This is a genomic window from Halomonas sp. TD01 (assembly GCF_923868895.1).
In the GTDB taxonomy this organism is placed as follows: Bacteria; Pseudomonadota; Gammaproteobacteria; order Pseudomonadales; family Halomonadaceae; genus Vreelandella.
The window spans coordinates 3,433,202-3,456,182 of the sequence record NZ_OV350343.1; the positions used below are offsets into that span (position 1 = coordinate 3,433,202).

21 protein-coding genes and 1 tRNA gene are annotated in these 22,981 nt (G+C 52.2%); 10 read left to right on the forward strand and 12 right to left on the reverse strand.

Annotated features, from left to right (window positions below):
• Positions 1-102 precede the first annotated feature (102 nt).
• Together L1X57_RS15560 and L1X57_RS15565 are read right to left on the reverse strand one after the other, a co-directional pair.
• Positions 103-193: transfer RNA gene (locus tag L1X57_RS15560), tRNA-Ser, on the reverse strand.
• 58 nt (positions 194-251) lie between these two features.
• The gene (locus L1X57_RS15565; RefSeq protein WP_009724345.1) at positions 252-1,958 is read right to left on the reverse strand and encodes a potassium/proton antiporter; all 1,707 of its coding nucleotides are present in this window, start codon (positions 1,956-1,958) and stop codon (positions 252-254) included.
• 147 nt (positions 1,959-2,105) lie between these two features.
• Between L1X57_RS15565 and L1X57_RS15570 the strand changes: the two genes are divergently transcribed.
• On the forward strand, positions 2,106-3,266 hold the full coding sequence (locus L1X57_RS15570; protein ID WP_009724344.1) for an ABC transporter substrate-binding protein: 1,161 nt from the start codon (positions 2,106-2,108) through the stop codon (positions 3,264-3,266).
• Positions 3,267-3,293: 27 nt separating this feature from the next.
• Positions 3,294-4,679, forward strand: a complete 1,386-nt coding sequence (locus L1X57_RS15575) for a 3'-5' exonuclease family protein (RefSeq protein ID WP_009724343.1) — start codon at positions 3,294-3,296, stop codon at positions 4,677-4,679.
• A 13-nt stretch (positions 4,680-4,692) separates the two neighbouring features.
• Here L1X57_RS15575 and L1X57_RS15580 read toward each other — a convergent pair whose 3' ends face one another.
• The 3 genes from L1X57_RS15580 to L1X57_RS15590 form a co-directional block, all read right to left on the reverse strand.
• Positions 4,693-5,499, reverse strand: a complete 807-nt coding sequence (locus tag L1X57_RS15580; RefSeq protein WP_009724342.1) for an alpha/beta fold hydrolase — start codon at positions 5,497-5,499, stop codon at positions 4,693-4,695.
• A gap of 16 nt (positions 5,500-5,515) precedes the next feature.
• A complete protein-coding gene (locus tag L1X57_RS15585; RefSeq protein WP_009724341.1) occupies positions 5,516-6,184 on the reverse strand; it encodes a 7-cyano-7-deazaguanine/7-aminomethyl-7-deazaguanine transporter in 669 nt (222 codons plus the stop codon).
• Positions 6,185-6,343: 159 nt separating this feature from the next.
• Positions 6,344-8,260 carry a propionyl-CoA synthetase gene (locus L1X57_RS15590; RefSeq protein ID WP_009724340.1) on the reverse strand — a complete coding sequence of 639 codons (1,917 nt, stop codon included), beginning with the start codon at positions 8,258-8,260 and terminating at the stop codon, positions 6,344-6,346.
• A gap of 286 nt (positions 8,261-8,546) precedes the next feature.
• On the opposite strand from L1X57_RS15590, the gene L1X57_RS15595 reads away from it, so the two are divergent.
• Entirely contained in the window at positions 8,547-8,867 is a 321-nt protein-coding gene (locus L1X57_RS15595; RefSeq protein WP_009724339.1) for an ArsR/SmtB family transcription factor, read from the forward strand.
• Positions 8,868-8,907: 40 nt separating this feature from the next.
• Here L1X57_RS15595 and sohB read toward each other — a convergent pair whose 3' ends face one another.
• Positions 8,908-9,954, reverse strand: coding sequence for a protease SohB (gene sohB, locus L1X57_RS15600; protein WP_009724338.1), 1,047 nt, complete (start codon positions 9,952-9,954; stop codon positions 8,908-8,910).
• A 133-nt stretch (positions 9,955-10,087) separates the two neighbouring features.
• Between sohB and L1X57_RS15605 the strand changes: the two genes are divergently transcribed.
• Entirely contained in the window at positions 10,088-10,399 is a 312-nt protein-coding gene (locus tag L1X57_RS15605) for an SCP2 sterol-binding domain-containing protein (RefSeq protein ID WP_009724337.1), read from the forward strand.
• A gap of 23 nt (positions 10,400-10,422) precedes the next feature.
• Here the strand turns inward: L1X57_RS15605 and nudC are convergent, their stop codons facing one another.
• Genes nudC through L1X57_RS15625 form a run of 4 tightly spaced genes read right to left on the reverse strand, consistent with a single transcriptional unit; the run spans position 10,423 to position 13,204 of the window.
• On the reverse strand, positions 10,423-11,202 hold the full coding sequence (nudC, locus tag L1X57_RS15610; protein ID WP_009724336.1) for an NAD(+) diphosphatase: 780 nt from the start codon (positions 11,200-11,202) through the stop codon (positions 10,423-10,425).
• The gene (dnaQ, locus tag L1X57_RS15615; RefSeq protein WP_009724335.1) at positions 11,195-11,947 is read right to left on the reverse strand and encodes a DNA polymerase III subunit epsilon; all 753 of its coding nucleotides are present in this window, start codon (positions 11,945-11,947) and stop codon (positions 11,195-11,197) included. Before dnaQ ends, nudC begins: the two co-directional genes overlap by 8 nt.
• Positions 11,935-12,414, reverse strand: a complete 480-nt coding sequence (rnhA, locus tag L1X57_RS15620) for a ribonuclease HI (protein ID WP_009724334.1) — start codon at positions 12,412-12,414, stop codon at positions 11,935-11,937. The genes dnaQ and rnhA overlap by 13 nt, the downstream gene beginning before the upstream one ends.
• On the reverse strand, positions 12,407-13,204 hold the full coding sequence (locus tag L1X57_RS15625) for a methyltransferase domain-containing protein (RefSeq protein WP_009724333.1): 798 nt from the start codon (positions 13,202-13,204) through the stop codon (positions 12,407-12,409). Before L1X57_RS15625 ends, rnhA begins: the two co-directional genes overlap by 8 nt.
• A 112-nt stretch (positions 13,205-13,316) precedes the next feature.
• On the opposite strand from L1X57_RS15625, the gene gloB reads away from it, so the two are divergent.
• The 6 genes from gloB (at position 13,317) to L1X57_RS15655 (ending at position 21,215) form a co-directional block, all read left to right on the forward strand.
• Positions 13,317-14,084, forward strand: a complete 768-nt coding sequence (gloB, locus tag L1X57_RS15630) for a hydroxyacylglutathione hydrolase (protein ID WP_009724332.1) — start codon at positions 13,317-13,319, stop codon at positions 14,082-14,084.
• A 29-nt stretch (positions 14,085-14,113) separates the two neighbouring features.
• Positions 14,114-15,319, forward strand: a complete 1,206-nt coding sequence (locus L1X57_RS15635; RefSeq protein ID WP_009724331.1) for a transglycosylase SLT domain-containing protein — start codon at positions 14,114-14,116, stop codon at positions 15,317-15,319.
• A gap of 205 nt (positions 15,320-15,524) precedes the next feature.
• The gene (locus L1X57_RS15640; RefSeq protein ID WP_009724330.1) at positions 15,525-17,405 is read left to right on the forward strand and encodes an extracellular solute-binding protein; all 1,881 of its coding nucleotides are present in this window, start codon (positions 15,525-15,527) and stop codon (positions 17,403-17,405) included.
• 69 nt (positions 17,406-17,474) lie between these two features.
• Positions 17,475-18,548 (forward strand): microcin C ABC transporter permease YejB, encoded by a 1,074-nt coding sequence (locus L1X57_RS15645; RefSeq protein ID WP_009724329.1) that lies wholly within the window; start codon positions 17,475-17,477, stop codon positions 18,546-18,548.
• Positions 18,549-18,550: 2 nt separating this feature from the next.
• A complete protein-coding gene (locus tag L1X57_RS15650; RefSeq protein WP_009724328.1) occupies positions 18,551-19,624 on the forward strand; it encodes an ABC transporter permease in 1,074 nt (357 codons plus the stop codon).
• Complete coding sequence (locus L1X57_RS15655) at positions 19,617-21,215, forward strand: ABC transporter ATP-binding protein (protein WP_009724327.1); 1,599 nt, start codon at positions 19,617-19,619, stop codon at positions 21,213-21,215. Before L1X57_RS15650 ends, L1X57_RS15655 begins: the two co-directional genes overlap by 8 nt.
• Before the next feature lie 200 nt (positions 21,216-21,415).
• Here the strand turns inward: L1X57_RS15655 and L1X57_RS15660 are convergent, their stop codons facing one another.
• Positions 21,416-22,120, reverse strand: a complete 705-nt coding sequence (locus L1X57_RS15660; RefSeq protein WP_009724326.1) for a pseudouridine synthase — start codon at positions 22,118-22,120, stop codon at positions 21,416-21,418.
• On the reverse strand, positions 22,120-22,935 hold the full coding sequence (locus L1X57_RS15665; RefSeq protein WP_009724325.1) for an amidohydrolase: 816 nt from the start codon (positions 22,933-22,935) through the stop codon (positions 22,120-22,122). The genes L1X57_RS15660 and L1X57_RS15665 overlap by 1 nt, the downstream gene beginning before the upstream one ends.
• Between the last annotated feature and the right edge of the window lie 46 nt (positions 22,936-22,981).

The following is a 22,981-nucleotide window of genomic DNA, read 5'->3' on the forward strand; positions in this document are numbered from 1 at the left end:
ACAGACTAGAGATATTTACTCTATGCATTGGGACAAACTGTTGGGACAAATCCCCAAAAGCAAAAGCCCGTAAGTCTTTGACTTACGGGCTTTTTCAATAAATGGCGGAGGGACAGGGATTCGAACCCTGGATAGGCTATTAACCTATGCCGGTTTTCAAGACCGGTGCATTCAACCGCTCTGCCATCCCTCCGGCTTATGGGTGCGTATAATAACAGCTTTCCCTTGGAAGTCAACGCCTTTCCGGTTAATTAGTAGAGCCTTAAGCCGACACGGGTAATATTCCCGCCTTCCATTTCACTGACCACCCAGTGAATGCCATGCCAGTCGACATCGTCGCCGACTACTGGGTGGCCACCGACGCGTAGCGAGATAAACTCCGCCAGCGTCATGTCCTGCTCGCCAGGGCTTAAGGTTAAACCATAGGCTTGGGCAATATCTTGCATTTGCGCCTCGCCATCCAAGGTGAAGGTACCGAAGAAGGCACGCTCTTGTTTGAGCTTTGCATCGCCGTTGAATAGGCGGTTGAGCGCAACGAGGTCTTCGGTGCGGCCAATGACACAAATAACATCATCAAGCTTAAGCCGCGTACTCCCCTTGGGGTGGAGCATGACGTGGTTGCGAAATAGCGCCGAAATCAATGCGCCTGAAGGGAAACGCAGTAGCCGGATAGGAACATCTTCTAAGTCTTCGTTTTCGACCACGTAAACAAACATCTCAAAATCATTTTCCGGCATTATGCCCAGCGGCCCTCGGCGGTTCGGCGTGGTGCCTACAGGTACTTCTACTTTCAGCCATCGGGCCATAAATGTTAGCGAACCGCCCTGAATAAGCAGCGACATCAGTACCACCGCAAACGCTACGTTAAAGTACAACGAAGCGTTTTCTACCCCGCCGATTAGCGGGAAGATAGCCAATACAATAGGCACCGCGCCCCGCAGGCCAACCCAGGCAATAAAGAAGGTTTCTCGCCAGCGGAATTTGAAAAACGGCTTAATAGTGATCAACACCGCTAGGGGCCGCGCAACAAAAATCAGTGCTAGAGCAACTAGCCCTGCTGGCAATGCCACGTCCCACAACTGGCTTGGAGTGACGAGCAAACCCAGCACCAGAAACAAGCCAATCTGGCTCAGCCAAGCCAACCCATCGTGTACCGGAAGAATAAAGTTAAGGTGCCGCCCAGGCTGATTACCAATCATCAACCCTGCTAAATAAATGGCCAGGAAGCCGCTTCCGCCTAGCACACTGGTTAATCCAAACACGCTAAACCCAAGCGCCAGCGCTAACATGGCATAAAGGCCGGGGGCTAAATCTAACCAACGCAGCAGCTTAGCACTTAGCCAGCCACCGCCAATACCAACAACTAAACCAATGCCAAACTGGGAAATGAAGAACAGTAGTGTTTCGCCAATGCCGCCAATATCGCCAACCAACAGCTCGACCAACATCAGCGTTAGGAAAATGGCCATCGGGTCGTTGGTACCCGATTCAATTTCAAGCGTGGCCCCTACTCGCTCGTTGAGGTTAACCCCGCGGCCGCTAAGCATTGAGAACACGGCCGCGGCATCGGTGGAGCCAACAATTGCTCCGACGAGCAATCCTTGTACTAGGGAAAGGTCAAACACCCACATGGAAATAACACCAACAATAGCGCTGGTGATAAAGACGCCAAAGGTGGCTAGCGAGAGCGCTGGCCTAAAGCCGACACGGAACGTTTTTAATCGAGTGCGAAGGCCGCCATCCAGCAGAATCATCGCGAGCGCTAGATGGCCAATCGTGAACGCCATGGTGTAATCGTCAAACTCAACCCCTAGCAGGCCTTCTTCCCCCGCCAGCATGCCAAGCCCTAGAAAAATCAGTAGCAGTGGTACACCCATCATTGATGAAAGGCGGCTCGCTAAAATGCTGAGCGCCATCAGGGAACCGCCTACTAAGAAGAACGTGTAAATTGCGTCCATGTTTCTCCGTCTCACCATCAATGCCGTTCTATTATTACATGCCACCGTACAATTTACTGAGCTTGTTAGGCTTGTCGCTTACAGGGGCTAGCCAGATCCTTCATCTCACAGCTAAACTCCGGCGTCATACCATCTGGAGTTAAGGTTATGTTGAACGCTTTTTGGCGTGTCGGTTCACTTGTATTCTTCACATTAAGCATTTTTTTATTATTTTCAATTTCAGCCACTTACGCAAATGAAGACAGCGAAACAGTTAATAGCAGTGAGCCGCTGACGCTTGAGAGCGAGGTATCATTGCCCATTGGGCTATGGCCACCTAGGGGCAATGACGCAACAGAAGATGGGCCGGAAGAAGCACCCAGCATGGCGCTGACACCACCACCGCCATTAGAACCGCCGCCCCTAAAGCAGCTCACTCTAATGCTAGATTGGTATATCAGCCCTCAGCACGCTGCCTTAATTGTGGCGAAGCAGCGCGGCTTGTTTGCTGCTCAAGGGCTCGAACTTGAATTATTGACCCCCGCAGACCCATCCATCGCCATTAAGTTATTGGCTGCAGGCGAAGTTGATCTAGCGTTAACGCGTCAGCCATTGCTGCATTTACACGCCCATGATGGTGCCTCCATTACCCGTATTGGCACGCTAATTGAGACACCGCTAAATGCCGTCATCGTGGCAGGAGATGCCCCGTCGAGCGAAACTACCGACCAACTCGCTAGCTTGCATTATGGCTTTTCCACCCGCGAAGGGCGTGATGTACTGGTGGACCAACTGGTACCCACCTCTCTTCGCCAAATCGACGATTTCAACCCGCCTGAAAGCGTCCATTTCGATGCTGCCAGCGCCCTGCGGGAAGGTCGCGTTGATGCCATCGCCGATGGCTTTTATCACACGTTGCCACAACAACTGGCGTCAGATGGCATTGCCACTTACACCGTGCGTTATAACGATATTGACATGCCGCGTCATGACGGTTTGATACTGTTGGCAAATAGCGACACAGTAACAAGACGAGCAGCCACTTGGTCGCGTGTTCTTATTGCCCTGGAAGAAGCCAGCAACTGGATTATCGAGAACCCGGAAGCAACGTGGTCGCTGCTGATTAGCAGCCATCCTGCAATGGATAATGCAATTAACGAAGCCGCTTGGGACGATCTACTGCGTCGTATTGCCATTAGCCCGGCGGCACTTGATGCTCGACGCTATGCAGCCTTTGAACGCTATCTTCAGCGATCGGGGATTACCGGAGCAGCATTACCAGTTTCGCGATTAGCCGTTAATCCTCATGCGTTGATAGATACACGCTGACAAAAAGGTAGCAAAAACGAAAGCACCATGAGTGATACTCCGCTGATTTTTATTGATGTCGAGACGACAGGCACCCGTGCGACGCGTGATCGAATTACCGAAATTGCTGCCTTGAAGGTAGTGGACGGTTACCTAACGGATCGCTGGGTCAGCCTGATTAACCCAGGCATCAGCATGCCCTCCCACATCAGCCAGCTCACTGGCATTTATGATGACATGCTGATTGATGCGCCCTCTTTTCAGACCATTGCGCAAAGCTTGCGCGAATGGCTCGGTGAAGACTGCCTCGTGGCCCACAATGCACGATTTGACGCCAGCTTTCTGCGCAACGAGTTTAAGCGTGCGGATATTACCTATCAGCCGCTGCTCCGCTGCACACTGCGTATTTCTCGTCGTTTGATGCCTGAACTGCCCAAACACAATCTCCAGGCATTATTAGCTCACTTCAACATTCAACAGGCGCGACAGCATCGAGCAGAAGATGATGCAACTGCGCTTTGGCAGCTGTGGCAAGCTTGGCAGCAGCAGTATGACGATGCTAGCTGGCAAGCCGCACTTGCCGATGAGCAACGCCACCGAAGCCTCCCCGCACACTTACCTAGCGAACAGTTGACTGGGCTTCCCGCCTCGCCAGGGGTTTATTTATTTTATGGCCACAACCGCCTTCCGCTGTACGTTGGCAAAAGCATTAATTTACGCAGCCGCGTGCTGGACCATTTCCAACGCGACCATCAAGACGACAAAGAGATGCGACTTGCCCAGCAAATACAGCATATTGAGTGGGAGGAAACCGCTGGCGATTTAAGTGCCCAGCTAAGGGAAGCTCAACTGGTCAAAGAGCTGATGCCGATTATGAACCGCCAACTACGCCGCCAAGGGCATTTAAAAACGTGGTATTGGCCAACCGACCAATCTTGCCCAACGCTGGTTAGCGGCAAAGCGATCAGCCAGCCTCAGCCGGGAAAGCTATTTGGGCTGTTTCGCAGTGCCAAAGAAGCTAAAGATGCGCTGCGCAGTATTGCCGAGGCACATCAGCTTTGTCCGCAAGAGTTGGGACTAGATAAGGGAACAGGGCGATGTTTTGCTAACCAGCTAGGCAAGTGTTGGGGTGCCTGCTGTGGGCAGGAGCCACTTGAAAGTCACACGCAACGTGCCCAGGACGCACTGGCAGCATTTCAAGTAAAAACATGGCCCTGGCCAGGGCGAATCATTATTCGCGAGAAAAGCCGTAAAAACGGCCCAACCAGCCATCATGTGGTCGACCACTGGTGTTATTTAGGCAGCGCCTCGACCAAACAGCGTGCCCTGGGACTGAAGGGAGTCGCTGCCACATTTGATGTGGATACCTATCGCATCCTAAACCGCTTTTTACGTGAGCCTGAGCGGCATAACCTCACGGTATCGCCACTCTAGCCTTACCGGCCCGCTACGGTTGGGCAGCAATAAACGTATCAACGGCTTGTTGAAACGCCTCTGGTTGATCCGCATGAAGCCAATGCCCGGCGTTTTTAAGCGTCACGACTCTGGCGCGTGGCAGCACTTCGCGCAGCGCTGGCAGCATATCATCGGCGATGTAGTGCGAATCAGCGCCTTTAAGCACCAATGTCGGCCCTTCGAAAGCGCGATCACCATCAGGCTTTCCAATAATCGCTTCATAACCACGTTGAATCTCATCCAACCCAACCCGCACTTCCATTTCACCTTGCTCATTGCGCACTAAATTAGTCGCCAGAAACAGCCGAGTTGGACGGGAGTCGACGTGTTCAGCCAATAAGGCGTCTGCTTCACGGCGGTTGGTGGGTTTACCCACTCTTACCCGCTCAAGTGCTGCAAATACATCGTCGTGACCATGCTGATATGCCACTGGGGCGATATCCGCCACCATCAGTGACGCACAACGCTCAGGGCTCCTACACGCCAGCGTAATAGCCACCTTTCCACCCATGGAGTGGCCTAACACATGCGCGCGCTCAACTCCAAGCTTATCAAGTGCCGCCAACACGTCTTGGCTCATAGCGGTGTAGCTCATGCCTTCCACATGGGGAGAACGGCCATGGTTACGAAGATCAACGGCAATGACCCGTCGGCTGCGCTGCCACACCTTTAAGTGCGAACGCCAGTTATCAGCGCTACCCAATAGACCGTGGATCACCACGACAGGCAGTTGATCGTCGCCACCTGATTCGGCGGGTAAATCGATAACATAAAGATCAACATTGGCATGTTCAGTCATGCAGGCTCCTCAGCCGTTATGCGGTTCGAGGTGATGCGTCGGATTGCCCTGTCCACACGACTAGCCGGCGCGTTAGCCACGCTAACAACAGGCCGTATAACGGTAGGAAGAACAATAGACTAATGCCCAGCTTAATGGCGTAGTCGACAACCGCTATTTCTACCCAATGTTCCGCCATAAAAGGGTCTGGGCTGTTATAGAACGCAGTCGCAAAGAAAGCAAAGGTATCCGCTAGATTACCCAGTACGGTAGAACAAACCGGGGCAACCCACCAGGCCCACTGCCGAAGACGATCAAACACTTGCACATCGAGTAGCTGGCCTAGCACATAGGCAAGAAAACTGGCTAACGCAATACGGGCAACAAATAAATTCCATTCACCCAGAGCTTCGATACCCGCAAAGCTTCCCCGCGGAAAAATTACCGAAACGAGGTAGGAAATTACCAGCGCCGGAAACATAACGCGCAAAATAATCGTCCGCGCGGGCCCTTTACCAAATAAACGAACCGTTAGGTCCGTCGCAAGAAAGATAAAAGGAAAACTAAATGCGCCCCACGTGGTGTGGAAGCCAAACAAGGTAAATGGGAGCTGAACCAAGTAGTTACTGGCGGCGATAATGCCAATATGAAACGCGACCATTACCAGAAGGCAACGGCGGTGCTGGGTATCGGTTAATGCAAACATACAGGTTGGCCTTTTTTTGCAAGTCCGAGGGGTTAGGGAACCCTCATTAAAGCGCGGTTAACGCCACTGGGGCGCGCATTATACGCCTTCCGTTAGGTAATTAAAGTCGCCCACCTGCCTGGGCGACTTTATTAACAACACTATTGGTAATAATTTAATTTAAACGTCTAGCGATTTAGCTTGATCCGCTGCCCCAACAGAGCGCTCGCGCATCGCTGCATGCACATCTTCTAAGCTGGTTGGATCATCAATGGTTGAGGGAATCCCGAACGATTTACCGTCGGCAATATTACGCAGCAACTTGCGTAATATTTTACCTGAGCGGGTTTTCGGAAGCCGGTTCACGACCAACACCTGCTTAAAGCAAGCGATCGGCCCAATGTGCTCGCGTACCCGACTGATCAGCTCTGCTTCCAGGGTTGCTTCATCGCCATCGAAACCATCCTTGGTGATCACCAGCCCGATGGGCAGTTGGCCTTTCAGCTCGTCGTGAATACCGATCACCGCACACTCTGCCACTGCCGGGTGCGCGCCGACGATCTCTTCCATTTCACCGGTAGAAAGACGATGCCCGGCAACGTTGATCACGTCATCGGTTCTACCCATGATGAACAAATACCCCTCTTCATCGAAATAGCCACCATCGCCAGTAAGGTAATAGCCGGGGTAGGCCGCCATATAGGCACTATGAAAACGCTGAGGGTCACGCCAGATACCGGTAAGACAGCCAGGCGGAAGGGGTTGCTTTATGACCACGCTGCCCTGCTGCATTGAGTCTGTTTGTTCACCGTCACGATCCAAAATTTGTACGTTAAAACCAGGCACAGGGAAGGTTGCCGAGCCGGCTTTGGTTGGTGCGGATTCAATGCCAGGCAAGTTTGCTGCAATAGGCCAGCCGGTTTCAGTTTGCCACCAATGATCGATCACCGGCACATCCAGCAGGTCATCGAGCCAATGAAACGTCGGTGGATCTAAGCGCTCGCCCGCTACGTATAAATGCTCAAGACTGCTGATGTCGTAATTAGCCAGTAGCTTGGCGTCAGGATCTTCTTTTTTGATTGCACGGAATGCAGTCGGTGCAGTGAAAAAGCTTTTTACCTTGTACTCGTCAATCAACCGCCAAAAGCCGCCTGCATCAGGTGTTTTAACCGGTTTTCCTTCATAGACCACTGTAGTGCACCCTCTTAGCAGCGGCGCATACACAATATAAGAGTGCCCGACTACCCATCCCACGTCCGAAGCCGTGAACATAACATCGCCAGGGTTCAGGGCATAAATTGCTTCCATGGAATAGGCTAACGCAACGGCATAGCCGCCGGTGTCTCGCATGACTCCCTTGGGCTTGCCTGTCGTGCCAGAGGTATAAAGGACATAGAGTGGGTCAGTCGCTTTCACGGGCACGCAGTCAGCAAACGGAGCATCCGCTACCAACGCCTGCCAATCATGATCTCTCTCATGAAGTTCAGCACGGTGGGCATCACGTTGAAAAACCACGCAGGCATCCGGTTTAAAACTGCTTAGCGAAATAGCTTGGTCAACAATAGGCTTGTAAGGAAGGACTTTATCTACCTCGATGCCACAGGAAGCGGCAATCACTACTTTTGGTTCAGCATCTTCAATGCGCACTGCTAGCTCGTGGGGGGCGAAGCCACCAAACACTACCGAGTGAACCGCTCCTAATCGGGCACATGCATACATCGCGATCAGTGCCTCTGGCACCATCGGCATGTAAATAACCACTCGATCACCCTTTGTTACCCCGAGGCGAGCAAGCCCTCCAGCAAACTGCGCGACGCGATCACGCAGCGCTTGATAGGTAATGGTTTGTTTTGTTTGAGTAACGGGAGAATCCCATAGGATGGCCGGCTGATCGCCCCTGCCTTGCTCTACGTGATAATCGATCGCCGCGTAGCAGATATTCAAATCACCATCGTCGAACCAGCGAGCGTGTTGTTGATCATCATAGGTAAGAATAGTGGAGGGAAATTTGAACCAAGGTAGCCGCTTGGCCTGCTCAGCCCAGAATGTTTCGGGGGTTTCGACAGATTGCTGATACGTTTGCTGATAGAGGCTCATGGTGAGCTTGCCTTTATTGTGTCAATGAAAGCAGCCAATTGTTGACACTCTATAAAGTAAAAAGCCTTCGCACCCTCATACTATGGGATAAATCGCGACTAAAGCGCTACACACCCAACAACATTGTCGACAAAATACTACGTCACTACCATTGATAGATCGTTAAACCAGCGTTTGGACAAACACCGCTAAATTACTGATCATTTAACAACTAATCCTCGCGTCGCGACGATGCCTAAATAACCTATAACAACACTGCCACAACCGTGTAGGCAAGGAGATCCTCATGTCTGCTTCTACTAGCTCCGCTGCCCGTTTGCTCGACCATGATTGCCACGCCATTGAGGCGGGCACTAATCTGCTTAAAGCTCTGGCAAATGAAAAACGTCTCCAAATACTCTGCCTTCTGGCCGAAAAAGAGCTATCAGTCACTCAGATCAACGAGCAGTTGGCGTTAAGCCAATCAGCACTGAGTCAACACCTAGCAATTTTGCGCCGCGATCAGTTGGTTAACACCCGCCGCGAATCACAAACCATTTACTACTCATTAAGCAGTGAAAGCGCCAAGGCGATTATTGACACCCTGGCGCATCACTACGCCGCCTAACCACCTATTAACACAAGCGGCTATTAATATTAGCCAATGACTATCGACGCTGCCAGCCAGCTGCATCGATTAAACCAAGCCCCTTAACAATGGCTTGCTCGACTCCCGCCGACACAGCCAAGCCCACTTTACGGCTCAAGGTTTTCGGCGGCTCAAGCTTCACGCAATACACTTGAGCCTGCGCCATGCGCTCTACCAAATACGCTTCGCTGGTGCCTACACTGTCCGTCAACTTCTGTTCTAGTGCTTCACTGCCGTACCAGATCTCTCCCGTCGCTAATGCATCAATGTCCATGTCAGGACGATGCTGAGAAACGTACTCTTTAAACAACCGATGAGTATTTTCCAGATCATCAATGAATTTTTCACGGCCCTCTTCGGTGTTTTCCCCTAGTACGGTCAGTGTCCGCTTGTATTTACCCGCCGTCAGCAGTTCGACATCAATATCATTGCGCTTTAGCAAACGATGAATATTAGGCACCTGAGCGACAACACCAATAGAACCGATCACGGCAAACGGCGCGGCTTTAATATGGTTAGCCGTACACGCCATCATATATCCACCGCTGGCGGCTACTTTGTCGATACACACAGTTGTTGTTAAGCCTGCCGCTTGAAGACGGTCTAGCTGTGCTGCTGCTAAACCATAGGCATGCACGAGCCCACCCGCCGACTCTAATCGCACCACAACTTCATCCTCGGCCGCGGCAACATCAATAATGGCAGAAACTTCTTGGGCAAACTGTTCAGTTTGCGAAGCCTTGAGGTCGCCATGAAAGTCCAACACCCATACCTTCTGAGCATTTTGAGCCTTTCCTTTGCCTTGCTTAGCGGCCTTTTGCTTTGCCTTCTCTTCTTGGCGAAACGCTTTTACCAGCTTTTTCCGTGCACCTTGTTCTGTGGTAGTAACTTGCAGTCTGCGACCACGAGAGCGCCGCTGGTCATTGAGCGACTCAACGCTTAGCTTAAGGCTATTATCACCACTCTCTTTATTACGCAACACTACCGCCAGCACGATGCCTACCATCGCCATCAATAAAGTGGCTTGAATCAAAAACGTGCCCATCTCTACAATCCATTCGCTCATACGTTATCTCCTACTCGACAATCCAGCTTGATTAAAACACTTGTTTAAAATAACCTCGTTTACAGCGTCGTGATAAACTCACCTAACGCCTTACAACTGCTTGGTTACGACCAAATAATTTCGGGAATTTATTATGTCATCGAACACATTAGATAAGCTTCAGTCTCGCTTTAATCCAGAAGCTGCCAAAGGAATGGATGAGGTATTTCAATTTCATTTCTCTGACGCGGGCAGCCATTACATGGTTATCCAAGATGGAACTCTGGACGCACACGAAGGCGAGCACGACGATCCTTCTGTCAGCCTAAGCATGAGTTCAGATACGCTAAAAGGCATCATGAGTGGCGATGTCAACGGCATGACTGCCTTCATGACAGGTAAACTGAAAGCTACCGGAAATGTCATGCTGGCCACAAAACTGACCAGCCTGTTTCCCAGCAAATAACGCCCGTTCTCGCCCGCGAGCGTTCAACGCCAGCGGGCGAGATGTGTTTCGATAAGATCACGTGAAATTGAGTAAGGTGGCGGAAGCGAAGGTAACTGCCTTGGCGAAAACCAAGCGGCATCGCTAATCTCCACACCATCGATATGAATGCGCCGCGTCGTCGCTTCTGCAAAAAATCCAAACATTAGCGAATGTGGAAATGGCCATGCTTGACTTTGATGATAACGAAGCTTTTCCACGTGCACGCCTACCTCTTCGTATATCTCACGATGTACCGCTTCTTCAGCAGACTCTCCAGGCTCAATGAAGCCAGCAAGCGTAGAGTAACGACCAGGTGGGAATCGTGGGCTTCGCGCTAACAGCATCGCTTCCCCGCTAGTGACCAGCGTGATAATGCAGGGTGAAATGCGCGGATAGTTACGGTGCCCGCAAGCATGACAGTGCATAGCAAACTCGGCTTCTAACTTGGTTGCCTTCTCGCCACAACGCCCACAGAAGCGATGATTCTCTAACCAAGCACCTACCTGAAGCGCAGTCGAAAGCAAGCTGAACCACGAAGCAGGCAATTCTCCTAGCCATTGACGTCCATCAATCCAGCCCTCACCCGGCTTACTTTCCACTGAGAGCGCCACCGGCTCGTCGTGCCAATAGCACAACGGTTGCATCCGTTCGTCCCAAGGTTGCATCGGCTGTAACGGCGTTAACTCACTGCTATCAGCCAGCAGCGCGGGCGCCAAATGGCTGCGGGACACGCGAATAACTCGCCCCTCTCGAGCATGATGGGGAATTTCACGTCTAAGCATCGGCACTATTACCTTCAGACCAACCACCATCAAACCAACGTAACTGATGCGCCTGGCACTTAGCTTGGTGGGCGGCGCGCTCTTCATCACTAGGCTGGACTACCCTCAGCTGTCCTGGCGTTAGCGATAAACGCTGTACCGACAGTCCTTCACTGGCTTGATTATCTTGCTGTTCGCCTGACGAAGCTTCTGAATCAAGCGTCAGCGCCGTTTGCCCGCCCGTCATCGCCAAATAGACGTCGGCTAAGATCTCAGCATCAAGCAATGCGCCGTGCAGTACGCGATGACCGTTGTCAATATCGTAGCGCTTACATAACGCATCGAGACTATTACGCTGGCCTGGGTGCATCTGACGGGCCATCACCAGCGTATCCAGAATACGGCAATGATCACTAACAGGGCCTAATGCGGGTGACCGTCGCCGTTGGTTTAACATTGTTAGCTCATGATCAATAAACCCCACATCAAAGGGGGCGTTGTGAATCACCAGCTCGGCACCTTCTATAAATGCCCAGAAGTCGTCCGCTATTTCGGCAAACACCGGTTCGTTAGCAACCTTTGCATCATCAATACCGTGAACCGCCACGACTTCAGCATCAATATGCCGTTCGGGGTTGATGTATTGATGATAGGAGCGCCCTGTAAAACGCCGGTTAATCATTTCGACGGCACCAATTTCAACTAATCGGTGGCCATCTTTAGGGTCGATGCCGGTCGTTTCCGTATCCAAGATCACTTGGCGCATGCTGCTCTCCTGTTATGCTCATCAATGGCTTCGTTGGCCAACGCATCGGCACGCTCATTGCCGGGGTGCCCGCTGTGCCCTTTTACCCAATGCCACTCAACACGATGCCGCTGTGTTTCTTCGTGGAGGGTTTTCCAAAGCTCAGCGTTTTTAACTGGTTGCTTGGCCGCTGTTTTCCAGCCTCGCTTAATCCAGTTGTGAATCCACTGGGTAATTCCCTGGCGCACATACTGGGAATCGGTCCAGAGGGCCACTTCACACGGCTTATTCAACGTCCGAAGCGCCATTATGGCCGCCATTAATTCCATGCGGTTATTGGTAGTCTCCGCCTCGTAACCTTTTAGTGTCTTCTCATGCTGCCCGCTTGACAGCACAACACCCCAGCCGCCTGGGCCTGGATTTCCTCGGCAGGCCCCATCGGTATACACCGTAACGCGAGGCAACCCATCGGTTGCTTGCTTACTCACTTTCACTATCCTTTTCTAGACGACGTTGACCCGAGTGGTATCGTGCAGAAACACCGCTTCGTGTGGCACCCAAAGAGGTGGGTGTAACCGGTGCTCGCAACCCAAACTTAAGACGCTCTACCGGCGCATGGCGCTGTCGCCGCTGCGCTTGAATCATGTAACTTTCACCCAACGGTAAATTATGCCTGCGCCCCAACGCCTCCCAGCGTTCTCCGCAGGTGGTGCTCATCGGCCCCCGAAAACAGCAATAGTCTACGCGTTCCACGTCAAAATCGACAAACGCCAGCCAGTCGCGCAAACGGCTCGCCGTGCGCCACTGCCCACTCCAAGGGAAATTCGCTCGCTGCTTACGCCAACGCTGGGTTAACCCGTTCAACCCCAGCGGATTAAAACCGAATAGGACTAACACGCCATTATCTGATGTGACCCGGGCAGCCTCTTGTAAGGTGTGATGGGCATCGGGCAAATGTTCCAACCAGTGATGAATAACCACTACCTCTAAACTTCGGTCTGGTAAAGCAAGGTGATCTGGTGGGCAAACTAACGTGGACGAGGACTCCGCTGTTGCTCTCGTCGGTGACCATCGAATGACATGGGGAATTGCCGACATCGTCATCAACGCGGGCCCCATGCTCATCTCTAAACTGTGACCACCTTTGCGCCCTTCAACCAGCGGCCCCAGACACGCTCGCTGCGTTTCCCATAGCGAACGGCCAGCCTCTGTTTGCCAGTACGCTTGGCTTTCCGCCATCTGCTGGGCGAGCCGTGTTGCCGTTGACGAAGTTGACATGAACAGCGCTTCCCTCCACAGTAAATGCTTTTTAACGTTTTGAACGCCAGCGTTAGCGCATATAAAAAGCGCCTAATTAAGCGTCTATTTTGAACTTCAAAGGATCTCGCCCATGATGAGCGTGACACCGATTCCCGCACTTAGCGATAATTACATTTGGCTATTAAGACAGGATACCAGTCAAAGCGTTTGCGTGGTGGATCCCGGTGAAGCAGCGCCTGTCATTGAGTTTCTTGAGCGTGAATCCTTAACGCTTGATACGATTTTAATCACTCACCACCACCATGATCATACCGGCGGACTTGCGGAGCTGGTTAAACGCTTCTCGCCCTGGGTAATTGGCCCTTCCAACCCTACCATTGAAGGCATAAATGAACAGGTAGGGCATGGCGATGAAGTGCGCATCATGGGGCGTCTTTTCGAAGTTATGGAGACGCCAGGGCACACGTTAGATCACGTGAGTTACTTCACTCCAGGAATTCCTGCACTGCTTTTCTGCGGCGACACTCTATTTTGCGCTGGATGTGGCCGCCTATTTGAGGGGTCGCCGGAACAAATGTTTACGTCTCTTAAAACATTAGCGGAACTCCCTGAGGATACGCTGGTCTTTGCTGCGCATGAATATACGCAAGCGAATCTGACATTTGCTCGTGCTGCAGACCCTGATAACGAAGACGTTAAATATGCCTTGCAGGAGTGTGAGAAGGCTCGGGCATTAGACCGGCCTACCTTACCCAGCACGATAGGACGCGAGCTGAAGATCAACCCCTACTTGCGCGTGGGCACTGATAGTGTGCGCCAAGCTGTAGGTACCCAAGGGGCCAATGATAATGATCTCGCCACGTTCTCCACTTTACGCGAGTGGAAGAACCGTTTTTAAGAACGCTATCGAGTAAAAACGAACCGACTATGACCTATCGAACGATTCGCCAGCGCTTACTACTAAGCGCTGGTAGCACTCTCATTGTGAGCCTATTTTTAGCCGCAGCGGCCAGCTCTCAAGCCTCTACAACCGGAGCATACCAACCTGACAGCGCCCACAGTGACGCGTCTGCTTCACCCAACTTCCGCCCCAATGCCTTTCAGCATCACTTCTGGGAAGCGCTTGAGCTGCAACCCCAAGATGCCTGGAGCACACTGCGTGACAGTTTCCAGTGGCAGGAAAAACACTTACCCGCTGATGCTCAAGCACGTGTCGATAAGTGGATAGAACACTACCGCTCCAGTCCGCAGAATATTGTTGCTATCACCGAACGAGCAACCCCCTGGCTTGCCTGGATCACCCAGCAAGTTAGTGAACGCGGCCTTCCGGGTGAAATTGCGCTGATTCCGTTTGTCGAAAGTTCTTTTGATCCAAGCGCCCGAAGCCACCGAGGAGCCGCTGGACTTTGGCAGTTCATGCCGGGAACTGGAGATGCATTAGGCCTGGTTCGAAACGGAAACTACGATGGCCGTTTAGACGTAGTAACGTCTACCGCAGCAGCGCTTGACTACCTAGAAATGCAAGCCGATGAGTGGTACGAAGGCGACCTGATGCTGTCGCTGGCCGCTTACAATGCCGGGGCTGGCACCGTTAACCGTGCGCAACGCCAAGCTCAGGGCCAAGGCCTTACAGGCGACTACTGGGAACTGTCACTGCCCCACGAAACGATGCAGTATGTTCCTAAACTTAAAGCAATTGCGACGATCATCAACGACCCAGAGCAGTACGGCGTTGCACTTCCTGATATCCATCCTGATCCCGCTTTTGCCAAAGTTCAGTTGGCGCAGCCAGTTAGCCTGACGCAAGCCTCTCAGCTTCTCGATGTCAGCCAATCCGCGCTGGCCGAGCTAAACCCTGGCTTGCTGAATGGCAGCCTCGACCCACGCAGCGCACAGACGTTACTTGTGCCTGAAGAAGTCGACACTCAGGTGTTAGCTCAGCTTTCGCAGTCAACCAGTACCGCATTAGCGTCGACCAACACGCCAAGCGTTCACCGCGTTGAAAGAGGCGATAACCTGTCGCTGATTGCAGCGCGTTATAATGTCAATCAGCAAGATTTAATCAGATGGAATGCTATTGAACGCCCGGAGGCACTAAAGCCAGGCCAACTGCTGTCTCTTTCTGGACAGTAATATGGAGAGTTTAACCCGGCTTTGTTAACTAGGTTTAAAACGTAGTCTTTATTGGCCCTTCGCGGCTATGTCTCAGTTACTATATCGCGGTTACTGTGTCCCAGCTTGTGTCTCAGTAACCGTGACTCAACTACTGTGACCCAATTACTGAGACTCAGCAGCTGTGCCTCAGTTACTAAGCCTTCGTTGCTACAGGAAGTTACCAATGCCACGCGGTGTGTTGTTTACCAAAGCACTTTTGTTAACCAGCGGCTTGCTGTTGAGCGCGTCGCTGTTGGCTTCTGAAAACGTCGTCGAAAACAACACCTCTAGCCCCATTGAGACCATGCACGGGCTATCACTCTACAATAGTCCAGAGCTACCTACCGATTTTGCCTATTTCCCCCATGTTAATCCGTCCGCACCCAAGGGCGGAACGATTACCCACACTGCTGTAGGTGGCAGTTTCGACTCTACCAACCCGTTTATCATCCGCGGCACACCTGTTACCGGTATTTTTCAGATTTACGACTCGCTGATGGCGAGTAACCCAGGCGAGCCGTTTAGTTTGTACGGGCTGCTCGCAGAAGGTGTTCGCCTGGATCCGGAACGCCGCTGGATAGAGTTCGACTTGCGCCCAGAGGCACGCTTTCAGGATGGTGAACCGGTAACGGCCTACGATGTGGTGTTCTCGCTAAACCTACTACGTGAAGAAGGCAACCCCTTCTACGGCAGCTACTATGCCGGTGTCGAACGCGCTGTCGCTTTAAACGATCATCAAGTACGCTTTGAATTTAACGACACAGAGTCACGCGAGCTGCCACTAATTGTGGCCCAATTACCCATTTTACCTCGCCACTACTGGGAACCCCGCGACTTCACTTCTCCAACATTAGATGCACACCCAGGGTCAGGCCCCTATCGCATTAGCGAGGTAGACCCAGGGCGGCGAATTGTCTACCAAAGAGATGACAACTATTGGGGTAAGAATTTGCCCGTCAATGTTGGTCGCTACAACATCGATCATGTCGTTTATGAGTACTACCGAGACCGCGATATTGCCTGGGAAGCCTTCAAGGCAGGCCTTACCGACTTTAGAACCGATGCTCGCGCCGCCACTTGGGCTATTGGCTATGACAATTTTCCGGCTTACCGAGACGGGTTGATCAAGCGAATTACCGTACCCGATGTTAACCCTTCCATGATGCAGGCATTTGTCTTCAACTTACGCAAAGAGAAGTTTCAGGACCCAAGAGTTCGAGAAGCACTGAGCCTCGCTTTCGATTTCCCCTGGCTCAACACCAATATTTTCTATGACACCTACCGGCGCACGGAAAGCTTCTTTCAAAACTCTGAAATGGAAGCTATCGGCACGCCATCAGAAGAAGAGCTTGCACTGCTCGAACCGTTCCGCGAAGCATTGCTCGACTCCCATCATTCAGAACGGCTATTCACCGACTCACTGCCCATCGAACACCCAACCAAGCTGCGTGAACGCCTGAGACTCGCGCTTGATCTGCTGCGTGACGCTGGCTACCGGGTAGAAGATGGCGTGCTGGTGCACGGTGAGACAGGCCGGCCGCTCAGCCTGGAAGTACTGCTTTACGACTCGGGCCTAGAGCGTGTTGTGCAGCCGATGCTGCGCAATATGGCGCGCCTTGGAGTTCAAACGTCGCTGCGCATTGTCGATATCAACCAGTACCTTAACCGAGTACGCAGCTACGATTACGACATGGTTATTAGCCACTTTCCACAGTCTAATAACCCTGGCAATGAACAACGCGATTATTGGACCAGTGCTGCCGCAGAGGCGCCACAAAGCCGCAATCGTATGGCCCTTGCCCACCCTGCTGTTGATGCACTGGTAGAGCAGCTTATTCGCGCTGACGACCGTGAAACGCTGGACACTATTGCGCAAGCCCTTGATCGAGTACTGCGCTGGGGCTTTTATGTCATTCCTCACTATCATTCCGGCGAGACGCGGATTGCTGTGTGGGATAAATTTGGCTACCCAGAGCCGTTCCCTGCTTATGCCATGGACTTAGACGCTTGGTGGGTGAATACCGATCGCGAAGCAGAGCTGCAACGCCGTCATCGACGTCGCTAATTTTGAATAACTACTGACAACGACTTATTTGCAATAATTCGTGGCCCCCAATTACTCATGGAGCGCACTGTGGCACGCTATACATTACGCCGATTGCTACTGATGATCCCGACCCTGTTCGGCATCATGCTGCTTAACTTCATGATCGTTCAAGCTGCTCCCGGCGGCCCCATTGATCAAATGCTGGCCCGCTTTGAGGGAGCTGATGCCATGGCAAGCACACGCCTGGATATGGGTGGCGCGGATGTGCAAGTTAGCGATGATTCTCGGGGCGCGCGGGGAATCGATCCACGCTTTATCGAGCAGTTAGAGCAGCAGTTTGGCTTTGACAAACCCACTCACGAGCGGTTTATCGGCATGATGGCGGACTATCTCACCTTTGATTTCGGCACCAGCTTTTTTCGTGATCGACCGGTCATTGAGCTGATGATCGAACGCTTGCCTGTGTCTATTTCATTAGGCTTATGGACAACACTACTGGTATATCTCATTTCTATACCTCTGGGCATTAGCAAGGCACTACGTCACGGATCTCGTTTTGATGTTTGGACCTCAGGCCTTGTGATCGTCGGCTATGCGATCCCCGGCTTTTTGTTCGCTATTCTTCTTATTGTCGTATTTGCTGGTGGTACTTACCTGGACTGGTTTCCTCTGCGCGGCTTAACCTCGCCCGATTTCTCAGAGCTATCCGTATGGGGAAAAATTAAAGACTACTTTTGGCATATCACCCTGCCGGTACTGGCTGCCGCGATTGGCAGTTTTGCCACGCTCACCATGCTGACTAAAAACAGTTTTTTAGATGAAATTCATAAACAGTACGTACTGACAGCCCGGGCCAAAGGTGCCGATGAGCAACGTATTTTGTATGGCCATGTTTTCCGCAACGCCATGCTAATTATCATAGCTGGATTGCCCTCTGCGATGATTGGTATTTTCTTTACCGGTGCACTGCTCATCGAGGTGATTTTTTCCTTAGATGGTCTTGGCTTACTGGGCTTTGAGGCAGTGATGCAGCGGGACTACCCGGTTATTTTCGGAACGCTATTTCTTTATACCGTGATCGGTCTACTGCTGAAGCTAGTATCTGACTTGACCTATGTGTGGGTTGACCCGCGGATTGATTTTGCGTCGAGGGAGTCATAAACATGACATTTATCAGCTCGCGTCTTTCACCGATTACGCTGCGCCGCCTAGCCGCATTTAAAGCCAATCGACGCGCTAGGGTGTCACTGTGGTTATTTGGCGTTCTGTTTATTGTCAGCTTATTTGCCGAACTCATCGCCAACGACAAGCCCCTCGTGATGAACTATGACGGGCAGTGGTATGTACCGCTGCTGGTCGATTATCCAGAAACCGAATTCGGTGGTTTCTTACCTACCCGCACCGACTACTTAGACCCCTTTGTCCAACAGCAAATTAGCGATAACGGTTGGGCGCTTTGGCCGATTATTCCCTACTCCTATCAAACGCTCGACATGCTGATGACACAACCTTCGCCTGCACCGCCGGACAGCCGTCACTGGCTAGGCACCGATGATCAAGGGCGTGACGTGCTAGCGCGAGTCATTTACGGGTTTCGACTGTCGGTTGCCTTTGCCCTGGTGCTCACCGCCGGCTCTCTGGTGCTGGGCGTGCTAGTGGGCGGTGTGCAGGGTTACTTCGGCGGCAAAGTAGACCTCATCGGACAACGCATCACTGAAATATGGTCTGGGCTACCTGTGCTGTTTCTGCTGATTATTTTGGCCAGTTTTGTGCAGCCCGGCTTCTGGTGGTTACTAGGGATCATGCTGCTGTTTTCGTGGCTTGGGTTGGTCGATATTGTGCGCGCCGAGTTTTTGCGCGCGCGTAATCTTGAGTACGTACGTGCGGCCAAGGCAATGGGGCTACCTTCTCGGCTGATTATGTGGCGGCATGTGTTACCTAACGCTATGGTAGCCACCCTGACGTTTATCCCCTTCCTGTTCACCGGTGCCATTGGCACGCTTACCGCGCTGGACTTTTTAGGCTTTGGCCTGCCACCCGGCGCGCCGTCACTTGGCGAACTAGCGGCGCAGGGCAAAAACAATCTGCACGCACCGTGGTTAGGCATCACCGCGTTTATGACGCTTGCCATTATGCTCTCACTGTTGGTGTTTATTGGTGAAGGGCTGCGTGACGCCTTCGATCCACGCCATGTGAAGCAGCATCAGTCACCTGCCCAGGAAACCAAGCATGCCTAATGACGCAAACAACGCTAAGCCGCTACTGCGCTTAAACGAGTTTTCGGTTTCCTTCGATGGCAACCTAGTTGTCGATTCCCTCTCGCTCACTGTCAATGCGGGTGAAACGCTCGCTATCGTAGGGGAATCTGGCTCTGGCAAGTCAGTTTCGGCACTGGGTGCGATTGATTTGCTACCTGACAACGCCACGGTAAGCGGCCAGCGTTGGTTAGAAGAAACCGATCTCAATCAGCTCGGCAAACGTGATTGGAATGGTATACGCGGCAACCGGGTGGGATTTATTTTTCAAGAGCCGATGACGTCGCTCAACCCACTGCATCGTATTGGAAAGCAAATCGGTGAAACTCTTCGTTTACACCAGGGCCTTAGCGGGCAGGCTGCACGCACCCGAGCGAAAGCACTTCTAGAACAAGTCAAACTACCGCGACCTGACGAATTACTTGACGCTTGGCCGCATCAACTTTCTGGTGGCCAGCGCCAGCGGGTAATGATTGCCATGGCCATTGCCAATAATCCGGCGCTGCTGATTGCGGACGAACCGACCACGGCACTCGACGTGACCGTTCAGCAAGAGATCTTAGCCCTACTGAAAGAACTCCGCGATCATCACGGCATGGGCGTGCTGTTGATCAGCCACGACTTAAACTTGGTACGTCGCCATGCAGACCGTGTATGCGTTATGTATCAGGGGAAAATTCAGGAAACTGGTAGCGTTGCCGACGTATTTAACACTCCCAAAAGCGACTACACCAAAGCACTCATTGCCGCCGAACCAGAAGGCCGACCTACTGCACCTACCGACACCACGCCGCTGTTAACCACACGTCAGCTTAGCGTGAGCTTCAAGCGTCCAAGGACAGGTCTTTTTCAGCGCCAGCCACCCGCTTTTGAGGCCCTAAAAGCTACCGACCTGACTATTGCCCCTGGCGAAACGCTCGGTATTGTTGGCGAATCAGGTTCTGGAAAAACAACGCTGGCTTCAGCGATCATGCGATTAGTCGCTAGCCAGGGTGAGGTGACACTGGGCAGCGCCACCTTAAGTCAGCTCTCTGGCGATGCACTTCGACGCCAGCGCCATCGGCTGCAAATGGTTTTTCAAGATCCTTACGGGGCGCTTTCCCCGCGTATGCCGGTATTTGATATTGTCAGTGAGGGCCTACGATTTCATTACCCTACTCTGACCAGTACGGAAGTCACCGAACGCGTGCATCGCACGCTGCGGGAAGTGGGCTTACCGGAAAGCTGTGCTGCCCGTTACCCTCATGAGTTTTCGGGAGGGCAACGCCAGCGCATTGCGGTGGCACGGGCTATTATCCTAGAACCTGAACTGTTGGTACTGGATGAGCCAACCTCGGCACTAGACCGTACGGTACAAAAACAGTTGGTGACGCTATTGCGCGAACTTCAGGCACGCCGCCAACTAAGCTATTTATTTATCAGCCACGACCTTGCCGTGGTGCGTGCTATGGCCCACCGCATTATGGTGCTAAAGGATGGCGACGTGGTAGAACAAGGGGATTGTCTGGAAGTGCTCGCCGCCCCCCAGCATCACTACACCAAAGCGCTGATAGAGGCCGCCCACTTGCACTAGCTATTTGGTTAACATATGAGTTTGTATCGGTAATTTTTAAGCTATATATGGGTGATGTAAGCACATACGCAAGATAACGGTATAAATTTTAATCATCCATAAAAAACGCCCCGGCCTTGGCGCAGACGTGCTGACCGGGGCGTTTTATCAACTAGCGCTCACGCCGCTAGTAATGACGCCACTAGCAATACTATTCGTGTTTAGAAACTGGCAATTTCTTCAGGCGTTAGCTCACGCCATTCGCCAGGCGCTAGATCATCTGGCAGGGCTAAATCGCCAATCGAACGGCGATGCAGTGCACTGACGTGATTACCTAGGGCGGCAAACATACGCTTTACTTGATGATAGCGCCCTTCGGTGATGGTTAACTCCGCTTGCTGCGGAGTAATAAACCTCAGCGCGGCGGGTTGCGTTGGCGTTTCTTCACCATCGAGTAGAAGCCCTTCTTCTACTTGGTTAATCGCCCACTGAGCAGCGTCACCTTCCATAGGCTCCGCCAAGTCTGCCACGTATACCTTGGCACAACGATGGCGCGGAGAGGTAACACGATGGGACCATTGACCATCATCAGTGAGCAATAACAAACCGGTGGTATCAACATCCAAGCGCCCTACCGGCTGCAGCCGTTCTACTTTGGGTAAGTCAATTAGATCAATCACCCTTGGGTAGAGTCCACGTCGGGCGGTGCACTCTACTTCCAACGGTTTATGCATCATCAGATAACGCAACCCAACCAGCGCCAGCCTCTCACCGTTGAGTTTCACCTCATCGCTCTGGGTGTCAACTTGAGTCGCCGACTGCTTAATGGGCTCGCCGTTCAGGGTCACCTCGCCATTTTTTAGGGCACGCTTTGCTAAGCTGCGCGTCAACGGGGTTGTTTCACTCAAAAAGCGATCAAGGCGCATTATTGGCCCACTCCTGGCAGTAGCGAAAAGCGGTCGGCATCTTGCCAGGCAGGAAATTTTTCACGAAAAGCATCTAAGTCCGTTTTATCTAGCGTCCCCGTTTCAATAAACGGAGAGTTTGCAGGATGGTCGATCAGCGGTTCCCCTTTGAAATCGACCAGCATGGAGTCGCCGCTATAGGCGAGTCCTTTGGCATCTTCACCGACGCGGTTTACACCCACTACGTAAACTAGGTTTTCTACTGCACGAGCTTGTAAAAGCGTGCGCCATGGGTGCCGCCGGGGTGCGGGCCAGTTGGCCACACACAGTGCCGCATCATACTCGAAATGCTCGCCTTCTGCTGGCTGCTGGCGCATCCAAACGGGAAACCTCAGGTCGTAGCAGACGCTCAATAGCAACCTGAAGCCTTTCAGCTCGACAATTTTCCGGCGGTCGCCCATGCCATAGCGCTCATGCTCTCCGGCCATACGAAATAAATGACGTTTATCGTAGTACTGCAAGTCACCGTCGGGAGTAGCCCACACCATACGGTTGAAGTACTGCCCTTCATCAACAATCGCCACGCTGCCGGTCATTACACAGCCTCTCGCTTTTGCCTGCGCCTGCAACCAAGCAACGCTTTGGCTCGCGGCCATGGGCTGGGCCATTTCCCGTGAATTCATAGTGAAGCCAGTGGCAAACATCTCTGGCAACACAATTAAATCTGTATCGCGACTATCCAATTCCCCTAATAGCTGTTCAAGATGCGCATGGTTGGCCTGAGGATCTTCCCAGCGCAAATCGCACTGCACCAAGCTCGTTTTCAGTTGGCTCATGCCTCGTCTCCTTTGCATCAGTGTGTTCGTCAATAGTGTGCTAGAT

Excerpts from the sequence above, each read along its gene's own strand:
- L1X57_RS15565 (WP_009724345.1), bottom strand. The coding sequence starts at position 1,958 with ATGGACGCAATTTACACGTTCTTCTTAGTAGGCGGTTCCCTGATGGCG.
- L1X57_RS15570 (WP_009724344.1), top strand. The coding sequence starts at position 2,106 with ATGTTGAACGCTTTTTGGCGTGTCGGTTCACTTGTATTCTTCACATTA.
- L1X57_RS15575 (WP_009724343.1), top strand. The coding sequence starts at position 3,294 with ATGAGTGATACTCCGCTGATTTTTATTGATGTCGAGACGACAGGCACC.
- L1X57_RS15580 (WP_009724342.1), bottom strand. The coding sequence starts at position 5,499 with ATGACTGAACATGCCAATGTTGATCTTTATGTTATCGATTTACCCGCC.
- L1X57_RS15585 (WP_009724341.1), bottom strand. The coding sequence starts at position 6,184 with ATGTTTGCATTAACCGATACCCAGCACCGCCGTTGCCTTCTGGTAATG.
- L1X57_RS15590 (WP_009724340.1), bottom strand. The coding sequence starts at position 8,260 with ATGAGCCTCTATCAGCAAACGTATCAGCAATCTGTCGAAACCCCCGAA.
- L1X57_RS15595 (WP_009724339.1), top strand. The coding sequence starts at position 8,547 with ATGTCTGCTTCTACTAGCTCCGCTGCCCGTTTGCTCGACCATGATTGC.
- sohB (WP_009724338.1), bottom strand. The coding sequence starts at position 9,954 with ATGAGCGAATGGATTGTAGAGATGGGCACGTTTTTGATTCAAGCCACT.
- L1X57_RS15605 (WP_009724337.1), top strand. The coding sequence starts at position 10,088 with ATGTCATCGAACACATTAGATAAGCTTCAGTCTCGCTTTAATCCAGAA.
- nudC (WP_009724336.1), bottom strand. The coding sequence starts at position 11,202 with ATGCTTAGACGTGAAATTCCCCATCATGCTCGAGAGGGGCGAGTTATT.
- dnaQ (WP_009724335.1), bottom strand. The coding sequence starts at position 11,947 with ATGCGCCAAGTGATCTTGGATACGGAAACGACCGGCATCGACCCTAAA.
- L1X57_RS15625 (WP_009724333.1), bottom strand. The coding sequence starts at position 13,204 with ATGTCAACTTCGTCAACGGCAACACGGCTCGCCCAGCAGATGGCGGAA.
- gloB (WP_009724332.1), top strand. The coding sequence starts at position 13,317 with ATGATGAGCGTGACACCGATTCCCGCACTTAGCGATAATTACATTTGG.
- L1X57_RS15635 (WP_009724331.1), top strand. The coding sequence starts at position 14,114 with ATGACCTATCGAACGATTCGCCAGCGCTTACTACTAAGCGCTGGTAGC.
- L1X57_RS15640 (WP_009724330.1), top strand. The coding sequence starts at position 15,525 with ATGCCACGCGGTGTGTTGTTTACCAAAGCACTTTTGTTAACCAGCGGC.
- L1X57_RS15650 (WP_009724328.1), top strand. The coding sequence starts at position 18,551 with ATGACATTTATCAGCTCGCGTCTTTCACCGATTACGCTGCGCCGCCTA.
- L1X57_RS15655 (WP_009724327.1), top strand. The coding sequence starts at position 19,617 with ATGCCTAATGACGCAAACAACGCTAAGCCGCTACTGCGCTTAAACGAG.
- L1X57_RS15660 (WP_009724326.1), bottom strand. The coding sequence starts at position 22,120 with ATGCGCCTTGATCGCTTTTTGAGTGAAACAACCCCGTTGACGCGCAGC.
- L1X57_RS15665 (WP_009724325.1), bottom strand. The coding sequence starts at position 22,935 with ATGAGCCAACTGAAAACGAGCTTGGTGCAGTGCGATTTGCGCTGGGAA.